Below are 16062 nucleotides of genomic sequence, written 5' to 3'. Positions count from 1 at the left end.
CGAGGCAGTTCTTCTACACCGTGTAGAAGTTGCGCTACATTGGCCGCGATGGAGTTCTACGCAGCGTAGAAATCACGCGGCGCGACTCCCCGAGAGAACGGAATCCGGATGGACCCGCTCGAGATCGCACGGTGGCAGTTCGGCATCACGACCGTCTACCACTTCCTCATGGTGCCGCTCACGCTCGGCCTCGGCATCCTCGTCGCCACCATGCAGACGCGCTGGGTGCGCACCGGCGACGAGCGCTGGCTCCGGATGACCCGGTTCTGGGGGAAGCTCTACCTCATCAACTTCATCCTCGGCGTCGCCACCGGCCTCGTCCAGGAGTTCCAGTTCGGCATGGCGTGGAGCGAGTACTCCCGCTTCGTCGGCGACGTCTTCGGCGCCCCGCTCGCGATGGAGGGGCTGCTCGCCTTCTTCTTCGAGTCCGTGTTCCTCGGGCTCTGGATCTTCGGCTGGGACCGCCTCTCCAAGCGGCTCCACCTGGCGACCCTCTGGATCGCCGTCGTCGGCAGCGTCCTCTCCGCCTTCTTCATCATCGTCGCGAACTCGTGGATGCAGCATCCCGTCGGCGTCGAGTTCGTCGACGGCCGCCCCGTCATGACCGACATCTGGGCGGTGCTGACGAACAACACGGCGATCGCCGCCTACACGCACACCCTCTTCGGCGCGATCGCGGTCGGGGGCGGCTTCCTGCTCGGCATCGGCTGGTATCACCTGTGGCGTCGCCGGAAGGACGGCATCGACACCGTGGATGCGACGGGCCGCGTCGTCGTCGGCGAGGCCCCCGAGATCCCCGGCCGCGACCGCGCCGACCACGGGGTCTGGATCCGCTCGCTGCGCCTCGGAGCCGCCGTCGCGATCATCGGCTTCCTGGGCGTCTCGCTCACCGGCGACCTCCAGGCGAAGCTCATGTTCGACCAGCAGCCCATGAAGATGGCCGCCGCCGAGGCGGCCTGCGAGAACGGGACGAGCTTCTCCATCCTCGCGATCGGGGACTTCGCCGGCGACTGCGACGACGTCGTGGGCATCATCGAGGTCCCGGGCGTCCTCTCCTTCCTCGCCCACGGCGACTTCGACACCGAGATCCAGGGGGTCCGCGAGCTCGAGCCGCAGTACCAGGAGCAGTACGGCACGCACCTCCCCGACGACCCGATCTACGGGGAGCGCGCCGGGCAGGAGATCGACTACGTGCCGCTCATGGAGGTCACCTACTGGGGCTTCCGCCTCATGATCGGCTTCGGGGCGCTCGCCGCCTTCGCCGCCGCGGTCGCGCTCTGGCTGACCCGGAAGGGCACCGTGCCGCGCTCCGTCTGGATCATGCGGCTCGCGATCCTCGGCATCCTGGCCCCCTTCGCGGCGAACGTCGCCGGCTGGGTCTTCACGGAGATGGGCCGCCAGCCCTTCGTGGTCGTGCCGAACCCGAACCCGAGCGGCGTCGACGGCGTCTTCATGTTCACGGCCGCGGCCGTCTCGCCCGGGGTCACCTTCGGCGAGATCGTCTTCTCGCTCGTGAGCCTCGGCCTCGTCTACGGCGTGCTGCTCGTCGTCGAGGTGACGCTGCTCGCGAAGTACATCCGCGGCGGGGTCGCCTCCGCGATGCCCGAGCTCGACCCCCGGCACGACGACGACGCCGACGACGAGCACGACCGCCGCGACGACGTCCTCGCCTTCGCGTACTGAGAGGAATCGAGATCATGGACGTCCTCCCCACCGTCTGGTTCGCCGCCGTCGCGTTCCTCTGGATCGGCTACCTCCTCCTCGAGGGCTTCGACCTGGGCGTCGGCATGCACATGGTGCTCAGCGCGCGCACCGAGCGCCGCCGCCGGCTCATGCTCAACACCATCGGACCCGTCTGGGACGGCAACGAGGTGTGGCTCATCACGGCGGGCGCCGCGACCTTCGCGGCCTTCCCGCTCTGGTACGCGAGCCTGTTCTCGACCCTCTACGTGCCGCTCACGGTCGTCGTGCTCGCGCTCATCTTCCGCGCCGTCGGCATCGAGTACCGCGGCAAGGGGAAGACGGGGCGCTGGACGAGGGCCTGGGACCGGGCCATCGCGGGCGGCTCGCTCGTCGCCGCCTTCGGCGTCGGGGCCCTCCTCGCGCTGACGACCCTCGGCCTCCCCATCGACGGGAACGGGGATCGCGTCGGCGGCCCCCTCGCCTGGCTCGGCTGGGAGGCGGTGCTCGGCGGCCTCGCCGTCGTCGGCTACTGCCTCGTGCACGGCGCCGTCTTCCTCGCGCTGAAGACCGAGGGCGAGGTGCGCGAGCGCGCCGGGCGCTTCACGGCGCGCTGGCTCCCGCTCGCGCTGCTCCCGATGGCGCTCTGGGCGGCGATCCTCGCGTTCCAGGCGGGGCGCGTCGCGGGCTGGGTGCTCATCGCGGTCGCGGCGGCGGGGGCCGTCTGGGCCTGGGATTCCGCGCGGCGCGGGCGGGAGGGGCGCGCCTTCCTCGGCATGGCCGCCTTCGCGATCGCCGGGGCCGCGGCCGTCTTCAGCTCGGCGTACCCGGTCGTCATCCCCTCGACCATCGACCCCGCCTTCGACCTCACCGTCTCGAACGCCTCGAGCGGCGACTACACGCTCGGCGTCATGACCTGGGTCGCGGCCTTCGGGCTGCCGGTCATCCTCGTGTACCAGACCTGGACCTACTGGGTGTTCCGGCGCCGCCTCGCCGAGCACCACATCCCGGAGCCGCACCTCGCGGCGCCCGCCGTCCGCCGATGAGGCGCGGCGGGATCCCGCTCGGGCCGACCGCCCGGCGCACTGTCGCGGGCACGGCCGTCGTGTCGCTGCTGCGCGCCGTCGCGATCGTCGCCTTCGCGGACGCGCTCGCGCGGCTCGTCGTCGGGGCGGTCGAGGGGCGGCTCGACGAGAACGCGCTCGCCTGGGCCGCGGGGGCGCTCGTCGCGCGCGCGCTCGGCGAGTGGCTGGTGCGCGTCGTCGCGGCGCGCGGCGCCCTCGAGCTCGCGGGCGAGCTGCGGCTCGGGGTCGTGCGGGCCGCGATCGCGCGCGGCGACGACGCGGCCGCCACCGCGCTCCTCGCGGGGCGCCGCGTCGACGAGGTGCGCGAGCTGTTCTCGGGCGTCCTCCCGGCGCTCACGGCGACGGCGGTCGTCCCGCTCGTGGTGGGCCTGCGCATCCTCTCCCTCGATCTCGTGAGCGCGGTCGTCGTCGCGCTGACGCTGCCGCTCGTGCCGATCTTCATGATCCTCGTCGGGCGGCACACGCAGGATCGCGTCGACCGCGCCTCGGGCGCCCTCGACCGGCTCGCCGAGCATCTCGTCGAGCTCGCGCGCGGCCTCCCGGTGCTCGTCGGGCTCGGCCGTCTCGAGGATCAGATCCGGGCGCTCGACGGCGTCGGCCGAGCGCACCGGCGCGCGACCATGGGGGCGCTGCGCACCGCTTTCCTCTCGGCGCTCGTCCTCGAGCTCATCGCGACCATCTCGGTCGCGGTCGTCGCCGTCTTCATCGGGGTGCGGCTCGTCGCGGGGGAGCTGCCGCTCGAGGTGGGGCTGCTGGTGCTGATCCTCGCGCCCGAGTGCTACACGCCGCTCCGCGAGGTCGGCGCCGCCTTCCACGCCTCCCGCGCGGGGCAGGGCGCGCTGCGGGATGCGGAGGCGGCGATCGCGCGCCCCCGCGCGGCCGGCGTCGTGCGGCGGGGGCGGCCGTCGGGTCTCCGCGTCCGCGACCTCGTCGTCCGCTACGAGGGGCGCGCGCGTCCCGCCCTCGCGCTCGAGCGGCTGGATGCGCGGCAGGGCGAGCTGCTCGCGATCGCCGCGCCCTCGGGCGGCGGGAAGTCGACGCTGCTCGCCGCGATCCTCGATCGGCTCCCCGCCTCGGCCGAGGCGCGCGGCCGCGTCGAGCGGCCGGAGCGGCTCGCCTGGGCGCCGCAGTCGCCGACCTTCTCGCGCGATCGCGTCGACGCCGAGCTCCGGCTCCACGGCGGGCCCGGCGAGGAGCTCGCGGACGCCGAGCTCGAGGCGGTCCTCCGCTCGGCGGCGCTCGGCCGGCTCGCGCTCGATGCCGATCCGGCGCTGCTGAGCCCGGGGGAGCGGCGGCGGCTCGCGATCGCGCGGGTGCTGCTCCGCGTCCGCCGGGGCGCCGCGCTCGTCGTCCTCGACGAGCCCACCGCGCACCTCGACGACGAGGCCGCGGAGGCGGTCATCGACGAGCTGTGGCTGCTCCGCGGCACGGCGACCGTCGTCGTCGCGACCCACGACCCCCGGCTGCTCGCGCTCGCCGACCGGGTCGTCCGGCTGCCGGAGCCCGCCCGGGCGGACGGGCTCGCCGACGCGGCGGCGGATGCGACGCAGCCGGATGCGGCGGCGCCGCGGACCGCCGCGGCGATCGAGCCGACAGCACCCGAGGTCGCGCGCCCCGCGAGCATCGCGACGGAGACCGCCGCCCGCCCGCTCGGCCTCCGCGACATCCTGCGCCCCGTGCGCTGGCGGCTCGCCCTCGGCATGCTCCTCGCGGCCGGGTCGAGCGCCGCGGCGGCCGCGCTCACGGCCCTCTCGGGCTGGCTCATCGTGACCGCCGCCGAGCAGCCGCCGATCCTCACGCTCATGGTCGCGATCGTCGGCGTCCGCTTCTTCGGCATCGCGCGCTCGGCGCTGCGCTACGCCGAGCGGCTCGCGGTGCACGATGCCGTCCTCCGGCTCGCGGAGCGCCTGCGCCTGCGTCTCTGGCGGGTGCTCGCGGCGGCCGGCCCCGCGCACCGGCGGCTCCTCCGCGGCGGGACGGTCGTGGGCTCGCTCGTCGTCGCGCCCGACGAGGTGCGGGATCTCGCGCCGCGCGTGCTCGTGCCGCCCGCCGCGGCCCTCATGACCGTCGCGGGCGGCATCGCGGCGATCGCGATCCTCGCCCCGGCCGCCCTGCTCGCCCCCGCGATCGTGCTCGCGGCGACACTGCTCGCGGCGCCGGCGGCGGCGCTCCTCGCCGACCGGCGGGCCGCCGCGGGCGAGCTCGCCGCCTCGCGCCGCAGCGCGGGCGAGGTCGTCGAGCTGCTCGCCGCGGCGGCGGAGCTCGGGGCGCACGACGTCCTCGACGCCCCGCTCGCGGAGCTCGCCGCGCGCGACGCGCGCCGCACCGCGCTCGCGCGCCGCGCGGCGCTCGCCCGCGGCCTCGCGGCGGGGATCGCGACCGCGGGAGCGCTCCTCGCCTCCCTCGTGCTCGCGGCCGCGCTGCCGCCGCTCGTCGCGGCCGGTGCCCTCGCCCCCGCCGGCATGGCGGCGCTCGTCCTGCTCCCGCTCGGCCTGGTCGAGCCGATCCTGCTCGCCGCCGACGCCGTGCGCTCGCGGCCCGCGCTCCGCGAGGCCGTCTCGCGCCTGCTGCGCCCGGCGCCCGCGGCGGACGTCTCCGCATCCGGTCTCCCCGATCGCGCGGGGGATGCCGCCCTCGCGCTCGAGGAGGTCGACGCGCGCTGGCCGGGCGCTCGCCCCGTGCTCGAGGAGCTCTCGCTCCGGCTCGAGCCGGGCGAGGGGCTCCTCGTGCAGGGCCCGTCGGGCTCGGGCAAGTCGACGCTGCTCGCCGTCCTCCTCGGGCACCTCGCGCCCGAGCGCGGCCGCATCGCGGTCGCCGGTCGCGCGCCCGCGGAGGCCGCACGAGACCGCCGCGTCGCCTGGACGCCGCAGGAGTCGCTCGTCTTCGCAGCGTCGCTCCGCGCCAACCTCCGCCTCGCCCGCCCCTCGGGCGCCGAGCCCTCGGACGCGGAGCTCGAGGCCGCGCTAGAGGCGGTCGGGCTCGCCCCGCTCCTCGCCGCCATGCCCGAGGGCCTCGACACGCCCGTCGGCCGCGGCGGGGCGGCGCTCTCGGGCGGCGAGCGTCAGCGGCTCGCCGTCGCGCGCGCCCTCCTCAGCCGCGCCGAGGTCCTGCTCCTCGACGAGCCGACCGCCCACCTCGACGAGCCGACCGCCGAGGCGCTGCGCCGCGACCTGCCCGCCGCGGTCGGCGGTCGCACGCTCGTGGTCGTGTCGCACCTCGCCGCGGATGCCGCCCTCGCAGATCACGTGGTCGAGCTCGGACGTGATCCCCAGGGCCTGGACGGCGACTCCACCGCTCCCCGAAACACGATGTTTACCTCCGAGCGGCCCGCGTAACCGGCTCGAAACACGGCGACAGCGCCCGCGAAACCTCATCTCGCGACACTGGGCGGCGTACCCGAGCAGTCCCTCTCCGCGAGATCCAGCGACGGTGCGATCCCTGCCACAGTCAGAGAGGTTTGACATGGACCAAGGCAACACCGCCTTCCTGCTGTTCGCCGCGGCGCTCGTGCTGCTCATGACCCCGGGTCTGGCGTTCTTCTACGGAGGACTCGTCAAGGCGAAGAGCGTCATCAGCATGATGATGATGAGCTTCGGCGCGATCGGGCTCATCGGCGTCCTCTGGGTGCTGTACGGCTACGCCATCGCCTTCGCCTCGGCAGACGGCGTCGGCGCCCCCTTCGGCATCGACACCGCCGCGCTCGGGCTCAACAGCCTCCTCGAGGTCCCCGAGGACGCCGCATTCCCGCCGATCGCCTTCGCCGCCTTCCAGGCGACCTTCGCGATCATCACCGTCGCCCTCGTCTCCGGCGCCATCGCCGACCGCGCCAAGTTCGGCGCGTGGATGATCTTCGCCGGCATCTGGGCGACCGTCGTCTACTTCCCGGTCGCCTCGTGGGTCTTCAACTTCGGCCTCGCGGAGGACGGCAGCTTCTCCTACGGCGGCTGGATCACCTACGGCATGCAGGAGGCCTTCGGGGTCGGCGCGATCGACTTCGCAGGCGGCACCGCCGTCCACATCAACGCAGGCGCCGCGGCGCTCGCGCTGGCGATCGTCCTCGGCAAGCGCGTCGGCTTCGCCAAGGGCGCCCACGTGCCCCACAACCCGCCCTTCGTGCTCCTCGGCGCCGGCCTGCTCTGGTTCGGCTGGTTCGGCTTCAACGCGGGCTCCGAGCTCGCCGCCGACGGCACCGCCGCGCTCGCCTTCATCAACACGATCGCCGCCCCGGCCGCCGCGCTCCTCGCATGGCTCATCGTGGAGAAGATCAAGGACGGCAAGGCCACCTCCGTCGGCGCCGCCTCGGGCGCCGTCGCGGGCCTGGTCGCGATCACCCCGGCCTGCGCCTCGCTGCACCCGATCTGGGCGATCCTGCTCGGCGTCATCGCCGGTGCCGTCTGCGCCCTCGCGATCGACCTGAAGTTCAAGTTCGGCTTCGACGACTCGCTCGACGTCGTGGGCATCCACCTCGTCGGCGGCCTCATCGGCACGCTGTACCTGGGCTTCTTCGCCAACGGCACCGGCCTCTTCACCGGCGGCGACGGAACGCAGCTGCTCGTGCAGGCGATCGCCGCGATCGCGGTCCTCGTCTACTCCTTCGTGCTCGCGCTCGTCATCGGCTTCGCGATCGAGAAGACGATCGGCTTCCGCGTGAAGAACGAGGACGAGGTCGCCGGCATCGACTCGATCGTGCACGGCGAGGAGGGCTACGTCCTCACCGAGGTCAAGTAGTCCCGACATCCGACGCCGACGGGGTGCCGCTCCTCACCGGGACGGCACCCCGTAGCGTTGTGCGGGGCGCCCCCGGCGCCGGAAAGCGAGGGATGCGGTGGCGCTGATCCCGATCTCGCTCGCCGCGGCCGCGCTCATGGCCGTCGCGGTCGTCCTCGGCTCGCGCCCGTCGATCGAGCCGCCGCGCGTCTGGCAGCTGCTCCTCGGCGCGGGCGGATCGGTGCTCGCGACCCTCGCGCTCTCGCTCGCGGCGGGTGTCGGCCAGCTGCCGTTCCTGCTGGGCGCCGCGGCGGCCTCCGCGGCCGTCCTCGTGCCGCTGCTCGGCATCCTCTCGGCCTCGGGGCTCGGAGTGCGCGCCGCGACCGCCGCGGGCGCGCTGTGGAGCGTCGTCGTGCTCCCCGCCGCGCTCGTCGTGCCGCTCGCGCTCGAGGAGACGCAGCCGGAGGCGGGGCGGATCGCCGACTTCGGCGGCGCGCTCGGGCTCGTGATCTCGGCGGGCGCGTTCGCGCTCGCGATCCCGGCACCTGCCGCCGAAGGCCCCGTCGACGCGCCGCACGTGACCCGCCGCGTCCGCATCGCCGCCGCCGGCCTCCTCGCGATCGGCTTCACGGTCTGGCTCGCGAGCCTCGAGGGCGCCCTCGACGAGTACGTGTCCGGCGTCCTCCTCGCGGCGCTGCTCGCGCCGCCCGCGGGCGCACTCGGCTGGCTGCTCGTCGACCGCCTGACCGGCGCGCGCGCCCCGATCCGCCGCTCGATCCGCATGGGCCTCGCGGCGGGCGGCGCGGCCGTCATGTCGTGCGCGGTCGCCGTGCCGCTGCCGCTCGCCGTGCTCGCGGGCGGCGTGGCGGGGGCCGCGGCGGCCGGCATGCACGAATCGCGCCGGGGCCGTCGCATGAGCGTCGCGCGGCGCACGGGCCTCAGCGCCCTCACGGCCGGCGCCGTGGGGCTGCTCGCGAGCGGCATCGTGGGGGAGCGCTCGAGCTTCGCCGCGGATGCCGATCTCAGCACGCTCGGCGCACAGCTCGCCGCGATGCTCGCGGTCGCGGCGTGGGGCGCCGGCGTCGGCGCGCTCGGGCTGGCGCTGATCCGGCGCGCGAGCCGGGACCGGAGGGGGAGACGGTGGGCGATACCGGACTCGAACCGATGACCTCTTCCGTGTGAAGGAAGCGCGCTACCAACTGCGCCAATCGCCCGTCGGGGACATCATCCCACAGATCGGGGCGCCGCCAGGACACCCGCCGGACCCCCGGCCGACACGCTGGCGTCACCGGTTTTGACCTCGCCCGCCGATCGGGTACAGTCGAATCCGCACCCGGAAACGGGCGCGACATGCGGATGTGGCGCAGTGGTAGCGCATCACCTTGCCAAGGTGAGGGTCGCGAGTTCGAATCTCGTCATCCGCTCGAGTGGAGTCTTCTGGGTCTTCGGGCCCAGGGCCGCACACGTGGTGGCGTGGCCGAGAGGCGAGGCACCGGCCTGCAAAGCCGTTTACACGGGTTCGAATCCCGTCGCCACCTCACTCGCAAGTGAAGAAGTGCCTGTACTTCAGCACCACCGAACAGGCGCGATTGGCGCAGCGGTAGCGCGCTTCCCTGACACGGAAGAGGTCACTGGTTCGATCCCAGTATCGCGCACAGCAAGAGCCCCGGATCTCCGGGGCTCTTCGTGTCTCCGGGCCGGCGTCGACGTGCGGCGCCCGGGCCCCGCGCGAGGCCCCCGCCCGCCGCGACTACAGTTGACCGGGTGAGTGACCAGACCGGATTCGACCTCTTCTCCGACCGCTCCGTCGTCGCCATGCGCGTCGACGGCGAGCTCAAGGATCTGGCCGCGACGACGACCGCGGGCCAGCAGGTCGAGCCGGTGACGATCGATTCCGCCGACGGCCTCGCGATCCTCCGCCACTCCGCTGCGCACGTGCTCGCGCAGGCCGTGCAGAAGGTGAACCCCGACGCGAAGCTCGGCATCGGGCCGCCCGTGCAGGACGGCTTCTACTACGACTTCGACGTCGCCGAGGCCTTCACCCCCGAGGACCTCAAGGCGCTCGAGAAGGAGATGGACCGCATCGTCCGCGCCGGCCAGCGGTTCATGCGCCGCGTCGTCACGGAGGACGAGGCGCGCGCCGAGCTCGCCGGCGAGCCCTTCAAGCTCGAGCTCATCGGCCTCAAGGGCTCGGCCTCCTCCGGCAAGGACGGGGAGTCGGTCGAGGTCGGGGCGGGCGAGCTCACGATCTACGACAACGTCGACCCGAAGACCGGCGACGTGATCTGGAAGGACCTCTGCCGCGGCCCGCACCTGCCGTCGACCCGCATGATCGGCAACGGCGCGAAGCTCATGCGCGTCGCCGCCGCCTACTGGCGGGGGAGCGAGAAGAACCCGCAGCTGCAGCGCATCTACGGCACCGCCTGGCCGACGAAGGACGAGCTGCGCGCCTATCTCGGCCGCCTCGAGGAGGCCGCGAAGCGCGACCACCGCAAGCTCGGCAAGGAGCTCGACCTCTTCTCCTTCCCCGACGAGATCGGCTCCGGGCTCTCCGTCTGGCATCCGAAGGGCGGCATCGTCCGCCAGACGATGGAGCAGCACGCGCTCAAGCGCCACCGCGAGGCCGGCTACACCTACGTCTACACGCCGCACATCGCGAAGTCCGACCTCTTCCTCCAGTCGAACCACCTGGTGACGTACCGGGAGGGCATGTTCCCGCCGATCCGGATGGACGAGGAGGTGGATGCCGACGGCCACGTCACAAAGCAGGGCGCGGACTACTACCTCAAGCCCATGAACTGCCCCATGCACATCCTCATCTACAAGGAGCGCGGGCGCAGCTACCGTGAGCTCCCGCTCCGCTTCGCCGAGAACGGCACCGTCTACCGCAACGAGCTCTCGGGCGCGCTGCACGGCCTCACGCGCGTGCGCGGCTTCACCCAGGACGACTCGCACCTCTTCGTCACCCCCGAGCAGCTCGAGGGCGAGGTCGCGAAGGTCCTCGAGTTCGTGATCTCGATGCTCCGCGACTTCGGGCTCGACGACTTCGAGCTCGAGCTCTCGATGCGCGACGACGAGAAGGCGAAGTGGATCGGCTCGGACGAGTTCTGGGAGACCTCGACGCAGGCGCTCCGCAACGTCGCCGTCGCGTCCGGCCTGAAGCTCACCGAGGTGCCGGGGGAGGCCGCGTTCTACGGCCCCAAGATCGACCTCAAGACCCGGGATGCGATCGGCCGCGTCTGGCAGCTCTCGACTGTCCAGGTCGACCCCAACCTGCCGGAGCGCTTCGATCTCGAGTACACCGCGAGCGACGGCACCAAGCAGCGCCCGATCATGATCCACCGCGCGCTCTTCGGCTCCATCGAGCGCTTCTTCGCGATCCTGCTCGAGCACTACGCGGGCGCCTTCCCGGCGTGGCTCGCGCCCGTGCAGGTCGTCGGCATCCCGATCTCGGACGAGCACGTCGACTATCTGGGCGATGTCGTCGACCGGCTCCGGGCGGCGGGCATCCGCGCCGAGCTCGACGCCTCCGACGACCGCATGCAGAAGAAGATCCGCACGCACACGCAGCTCAAGGTCCCGTTCCAGCTCATCGCGGGGGCGACGGATCGCGACGCGGGCACCGTGAGCTTCCGCTTCCGCGACGGCACCCAGGACAACGGGGTGCCTGTCGAGGACGCGGTCCGCCGGATCGTCGAGGCCGTCGAGTCGCACGCGCAGGTCTGAGCATGCGGGACTACGACGGCACGGAGTACGAGTCGGTCGAGTCCTCGGCCGGGCTCGCGGGCGTGCCGGACGGTTTCCAGCGGCTCTGGAATCCGCACCGCATCGCCTACATCGAGCAGGGCGCGGCCTCGCCCGGCGACGCGTGCGTGTTCTGCACCGCACCCTCGCTGCCGGACGAGCAGGCGCTCATCGTGCACCGGGGCGAGCGCGCCTTCGTGCTCCTCAACCTGTTCCCGTACAACAGCGGGCATCTGCTGGTCTGCCCGTATCGGCACATCGCGACCTACGATCAGGCGGATGCGGAGGAGGTCGCCGAGATCGGCGCGCTCTCGCAGACCGCGATGCGCGTGATCCGGCAGACCAGCCGCGCGGATGGCTTCAACCTGGGCATGAACCAGGGCGCGATCGCGGGGGCCGGGATCGCGGCGCACCTGCACCAGCACGTCGTCCCGCGGTGGGCCTCGGATGCGAACTTCTTCCCGATCATCGCGCAGACGAAATCGCTGCCGAGACTGCTCGGCGAGGTCCGCGAGGAGCTCGCGGCGGCATGGCCGAGCGCGGACTGAGCGCCCTGCCGGGAGGGGATGGGGAGCACTCCCCATTTCGCCTCCGGACGCCCCCGAGTACCGGAAGATTCCTTAGTATGGAGGGCGGCACCGCGATCCGTGGCGGCGCCGCGGAGAGAGAGGCGTGACCGTGGCCGCAGAGTTCAGCATCGACCCGGATCTGGTCGAGCAGCAGGTGCTCGACCTGAAGAAGCTGGGCGAGCAGATGACGACGGCGCAGTCGCAGCTCGATCAGATCGCGGGCCGCCAGGACGCGAGCGCGTGGAGCGCCGGCGGAGGTCCCGGCTCCTTCGCGAAGGAGCTCACGGCGCAGACGACCGCGATCTCGCAGAACATCGGCAGCGTCGCGCTCTTCGCGGAGCAGCTCGCGGCCAATCTCCGCCTCGTCCTCGACGAGGTCGACACCATGGACTCGGAGCGACGCACCGCGCTCCTCAGCCTCGTCGCCGAGACCGAGGGCGTGATCGCGGGCGCGAAGGCGGGCGCGGCGGCCGGTGCCGCGGCAGGCGCCGGCAAGGAGAAGTCCGACGGCTCCGTCTTCGGCGGCGCGACCGCCTCGGGCTCCGCCTCGACCTCCGACTCCTCGGACAGCCCGTGGTGAGCCGTCTCGTCCGCATCCCGCTCGTCGCACTCACGGCGGGCGCGCTGCTCGCGCCCGGCCTCGCGGTGTCCGCGGCGGCCGACTCCGACGAGCTGTGGTGGGTCGAGGCCTCCGGGCTGCGAGCGGCGCAGGAGGTCGCGCGTGGCGAGGGCGTCACGGTCGCGGTGCTCGACTTCCCGATGGATCCGTCCGCTCCGGGCCTCGAGGATGCCGACATCCAGCCCGGGCTCGACACCTGCCCGAACGGCGATCCGCGCACGCTCGTCTCGAACTCGGCGAAGGCCGAGCACGGCACCATGATCGCAAGCTACATCCTCGGCAACGGCGAGCCGGTCGACGGCAATCCCGGCGTTCCCGGCATCGCGCCAGACGCGACGATCATCAACTACGGCGGCTGGGTCGGGGACTGCGATGACACCGAGGGCGAGTACGTCGCGGAGGCGATCGCGGATGCGCATGAGCGCGGCGCCGACATCTTCATCACCGCGTCGTCACTGGCCCTCTCGCCGGACCGTCCGGGCGGCGTCGCGATGCTCGACGCGATGCGAGACGGCATGATCGTCGTCGCCGCCGTCGCGAACGATCCGAACGAGTACGACACCGGGCGCACAGACGGCATCGAGCAGTTCAACGGCGTGGTGGCGGTCGAGAACGCCGACTCGGAGGGCGGACGCGACACCCCCGTCGAGGAGGACTTCGTCGCGATCGTGGCGCCCGGCGACGACATGCTCGTGTACCTCTGGAACCACGACGAGACCGACGGCGCGATGGACCTGCCGACGCTGCAGCTGCACTCGAACTCGCTCGCCGCGGCCTTCACGGCCGGGACGCTGGCGCTCGCGAAGTCGGCGCATCCCGACGCCACCGGCAACCAGATCCTGCAGTCGATGGTCCGCAACACGGGCGGCCAGGAGCACGAGCCGGAGCGGACGCCGGAGGCGGGCTTCGGCTTCCTCAACCTCGAGCGGCTCGTCTCGGTCGACCCGACGGGGTATCCGGACGAGAACCCCCTGCTGCGCGACGACGCGCTGCCGGCTCCCGCCGCGTTCTCCGCGCCCGCCGGCGAGTCGCCGGGCGCTCCCGGGGCCCCGGTCGGGATCCCCGGGTGGCTGATGGCGGTCGTCGTCGTCCTCGGGCTGCTGCTGCTCGCCGCGATCGTCGTCATCATCATCGTCGTCTCGCGGCGCGGCCGAACCGCCGCACCGCCACACCACCCCACGTCGCCGACCGAGCCGAGGAGCTGAGCATGGGCGCGAACATCGAACGACTCGAGCAAATCATCGCCACCGTCGAAAGCGGGGCGAACGGGCGCGCGAGTGTCGTCGGCGGCAGCAGCACGCTCGCCGAGACGCTGCGTGACATGGCCGATCTGCTCGTCAAGATCCGTCGCGACAGCGGCATCGAGGGCGAGACCGACAAGGCCTATGCGCAGAGCGTCGGCAAGGCGATCACGGCGCTCGACACCCAGGCGAGCCACCTCGACACGATCGGCAAGCGGTCGTCCGAGATGGAGTCCCACCTCGCGAAGGCGGCGGCGCGCTCGGCAGAGCTCCCGGGCTTCGATCTCAGCCCCGAGCAGCAGTCGATCATCGAGGGGGCCGCCGAGACCGGCGGCACCATCGTCGGCGGGCCGCTCGCGGGCTGGGCGGCCGGGAAGGCCGCTGACTTCTTCCTCGGCCTCAACGAGGACGAGCGCGAGAAGAAGGCCGGCGAGATCCTCGCGGACCTCGATTCGCAGAGCCTCGACGAGCGCGACGGCATTCCCAGGGTCGCCCGCTTCGACGAGCAGCTCCAGGAGACGGCGCCGCCGGAGTCGCCGACGGAGTCCACGCCCGGCACGGTCGGCGGCAGCACGCTCATCAGCAGCTCGGCCGGCAGCTCGGCCGGCGACTCCGGCTCGAAGTCCGGCGTCGGGAAGCAGCAGAACTCCGGTGAGTTCGTGGGACGGCCCCCGCAGATCGTCATCGACGACGGGGGGACCGAGCAGCCCGTGCGCCCGACGCGTCCGGAGGAGCCGATCACGGGGGGCCCCGGCCCCCGCCCGATCAACATCGACGGCGACGTGGGCGGCAACACCGGCGGCAACGGCGGACCCGGCGGCATCGGCGGCGGCATCGGCGGTGGCGGTGGGGCCGGCGGGATCGGCGGCAGCGCCGGCATGGCCGGCGCGGGCGTCGGCGCGGGTGCCCTCGGCGCATTCGCGGCGAGCCGTCTCGGCGGCGGCGCGGCGGGCGGCCTCGGTGCCGGCGGTCTCGGTGCCGGCCGTCTCGGCGGCGTCTCGGCCGGCGGGGGCGCCGGAGGCGTCCCCGGTGCCGCGGGTGTCGCCGGCCAGGGCGGCGCGGCCGGCGGAGCCGGTGGTGCGCGCGGCGGCATGATGGGCGGCGGTGCCGCGGGTGCCGGCGGCGGGTCCCAGGGCAAGAAGAAGCGCCGCAACGGCCAGGACCTCCTCGCGATGCAGCTCGACGACGAGGCGGCGGCGCCCGAGCTCGGCGCCGCCGGGCGCGCGGGAGGCCGGGGCGGCTCGGCCGATGTGGACGACTCGCCCGACTGGTAGGCCCACACGACACGAGGACGGGCCCGGTGCAGCGATGCACCGGGCCCGTCCTCGTGTCCGGCCGGCGCGGACCGCGACCGTCGTCCAGCGCGGCGACGGATTGCCGGGAGCGGGGCGCTCCCCGCTTCGGACCCGGACCCGGCGCTTCGGGCTGTCGGGTCCCGAGCCGATCGCGGAGCGGCGCCCTCGTCCTGAGCGCGCGCCGCGCATCCCGCTCCGCCCGCGAACGCGGAACGGGCCCGATCGCAGATGCGATCGGGCCCGTCCGAGGGTGCTCAGAACGAGGAGCCGGGACCGGGAGGCCAGTTGCCTCCGACGAAGGCCGCGCCGTTCGTGATGCTCGCGGTGACCTCGGACATCATCGCCGCCGCCGCGTTGTTCGCGTCGATGAAGGGGGTGATCATGTCGATGACCGCGGTGATGAATCCGATGATCGCCATGACGACCTCGAGGACGCCGGGAGGGGAGGTGTAGATGCCGGCGATCATCGCGATGCCCGCGATGATCTCGCCGATGAGCGCGAGCGCCGCGATCGCGAACGCGATCCAGAAGGCCTCGATCGCCGCCGCGAAGGTGTTGAGCTGGTTCTCGATCATCACCGTGCGCGCGTGGACCTCCTGCGCGGCCGGCTGCTGGGGGGCGGCCTTCGCGACGTAGGCGTCGTAGGGGTCGCCGCGCCAGGCGCCCGCGGTCGGCATGTTCTCGAGCTTGATGCCGGTCGTCGCATCGAGCGACGGCTCGCCGACGCCCGTGACCCAGAAGAGGCCCATCTCGCGGAGCCCCGAGGGGTCCCCGACGAAGGCGAAGACCTCCGCGACCTTGTCGGCCATCTTCTGCGCCTGCGCGAACATCTCCTGCACGCGCTCGCGGATCAGGTCGACGATGCCGCCGAGACCGGGGAACCACGAGATGACGTCGAGGATGCCGTTGATGATGTTCACGACGTTGTCGACGTGGTTGGGGACCTCGCTCGTGCAGCGGCGGCCGGTCTCGACGTCGCGCTGGAACGCGCCGCCGTCGCTCAGTCCGCCGGTGCCGGCCGGGTGACGGCCGGGGCCGTCGGTGTCGCCGCGGTTCGGGCTCGGGCTGGGGCTGGGGCTGGGGGTGGGGCGGGGTCGACCGCCGCCGGGGATTCTCGCCATG

11 protein-coding genes and 4 tRNA genes are annotated in these 16062 nt (G+C 73.1%); 13 read left to right on the top strand and 2 right to left on the bottom strand.

Going from position 1 to position 16062, the window contains the following annotated elements; translation table 11 throughout:
• The first annotated feature begins 108 nt into the window (after window positions 1-108).
• The 5 genes from OF852_RS03745 (at window position 109) to OF852_RS03725 (ending at window position 8640) form a co-directional block, all read left to right on the top strand.
• Complete coding sequence (locus tag OF852_RS03745; protein ID WP_271120468.1) at window positions 109-1683, top strand: cytochrome ubiquinol oxidase subunit I; 1575 nt, start codon at window positions 109-111, stop codon at window positions 1681-1683.
• Window positions 1684-1697: 14 nt separating this feature from the next.
• On the top strand, window positions 1698-2726 hold the full coding sequence (cydB, locus tag OF852_RS03740) for a cytochrome d ubiquinol oxidase subunit II (RefSeq protein WP_271120467.1): 1029 nt from the start codon (window positions 1698-1700) through the stop codon (window positions 2724-2726).
• Window positions 2723-6100, top strand: coding sequence for a thiol reductant ABC exporter subunit CydC (gene cydC / locus OF852_RS03735; RefSeq protein ID WP_271120466.1), 3378 nt, complete (start codon window positions 2723-2725; stop codon window positions 6098-6100). The genes cydB and cydC overlap by 4 nt, the downstream gene beginning before the upstream one ends.
• 127 nt (window positions 6101-6227) lie before the next feature.
• On the top strand, window positions 6228-7493 hold the full coding sequence (locus OF852_RS03730) for an ammonium transporter (protein WP_271120465.1): 1266 nt from the start codon (window positions 6228-6230) through the stop codon (window positions 7491-7493).
• A 97-nt stretch (window positions 7494-7590) separates the two neighbouring features.
• Window positions 7591-8640, top strand: a complete 1050-nt coding sequence (locus OF852_RS03725) for a hypothetical protein (RefSeq protein WP_271120464.1) — start codon at window positions 7591-7593, stop codon at window positions 8638-8640.
• Here the strand turns inward: OF852_RS03725 and OF852_RS03720 are convergent.
• A tRNA-Val gene (locus tag OF852_RS03720) sits at window positions 8614-8686 on the bottom strand. The two genes, OF852_RS03725 and OF852_RS03720, sit on opposite strands and share 27 nt — an antisense overlap.
• A gap of 138 nt (window positions 8687-8824) precedes the next feature.
• On the opposite strand from OF852_RS03720, the gene OF852_RS03715 reads away from it, so the two are divergent.
• The 8 genes from OF852_RS03715 to OF852_RS03680 all read left to right on the top strand — a co-directional run bounded on the left by OF852_RS03715 (window position 8825) and on the right by OF852_RS03680 (window position 14919).
• Window positions 8825-8896 (top strand) — tRNA-Gly (locus OF852_RS03715).
• 43 nt (window positions 8897-8939) lie between these two features.
• Window positions 8940-9010 (top strand) — tRNA-Cys (locus OF852_RS03710).
• A gap of 45 nt (window positions 9011-9055) precedes the next feature.
• Window positions 9056-9127: transfer RNA gene (locus OF852_RS03705), tRNA-Val, on the top strand.
• A gap of 160 nt (window positions 9128-9287) precedes the next feature.
• Complete coding sequence (gene thrS, locus OF852_RS03700) at window positions 9288-11198, top strand: threonine--tRNA ligase (RefSeq protein ID WP_271121107.1); 1911 nt, start codon at window positions 9288-9290, stop codon at window positions 11196-11198.
• Window positions 11199-11200: 2 nt separating this feature from the next.
• Complete coding sequence (locus OF852_RS03695; protein ID WP_271120463.1) at window positions 11201-11764, top strand: HIT family protein; 564 nt, start codon at window positions 11201-11203, stop codon at window positions 11762-11764.
• A 124-nt stretch (window positions 11765-11888) separates the two neighbouring features.
• Window positions 11889-12365 (top strand): hypothetical protein, encoded by a 477-nt coding sequence (locus OF852_RS03690; RefSeq protein ID WP_271120462.1) that lies wholly within the window; start codon window positions 11889-11891, stop codon window positions 12363-12365.
• A complete protein-coding gene (locus OF852_RS03685) occupies window positions 12362-13609 on the top strand; it encodes a S8/S53 family peptidase (RefSeq protein ID WP_271120461.1) in 1248 nt (415 codons plus the stop codon). Before OF852_RS03690 ends, OF852_RS03685 begins: the two co-directional genes overlap by 4 nt.
• A 2-nt stretch (window positions 13610-13611) precedes the next feature.
• A complete protein-coding gene (locus OF852_RS03680; protein ID WP_271120460.1) occupies window positions 13612-14919 on the top strand; it encodes a hypothetical protein in 1308 nt (435 codons plus the stop codon).
• Window positions 14920-15194: 275 nt separating this feature from the next.
• On the opposite strand, the gene OF852_RS03675 is transcribed toward OF852_RS03680, so the two are convergent.
• Window positions 15195-16061, bottom strand: coding sequence for a hypothetical protein (locus OF852_RS03675; RefSeq protein ID WP_271120459.1), 867 nt, complete (start codon window positions 16059-16061; stop codon window positions 15195-15197).
• Window position 16062 lies beyond the last annotated feature (1 nt).

The sequence above is a fragment of the Homoserinibacter sp. YIM 151385 genome (assembly GCF_027912415.1).
Taxonomy (GTDB): domain Bacteria; phylum Actinomycetota; class Actinomycetes; order Actinomycetales; family Microbacteriaceae; genus Schumannella.
This window is presented reverse-complemented; position numbering and strand designations above follow the sequence as displayed.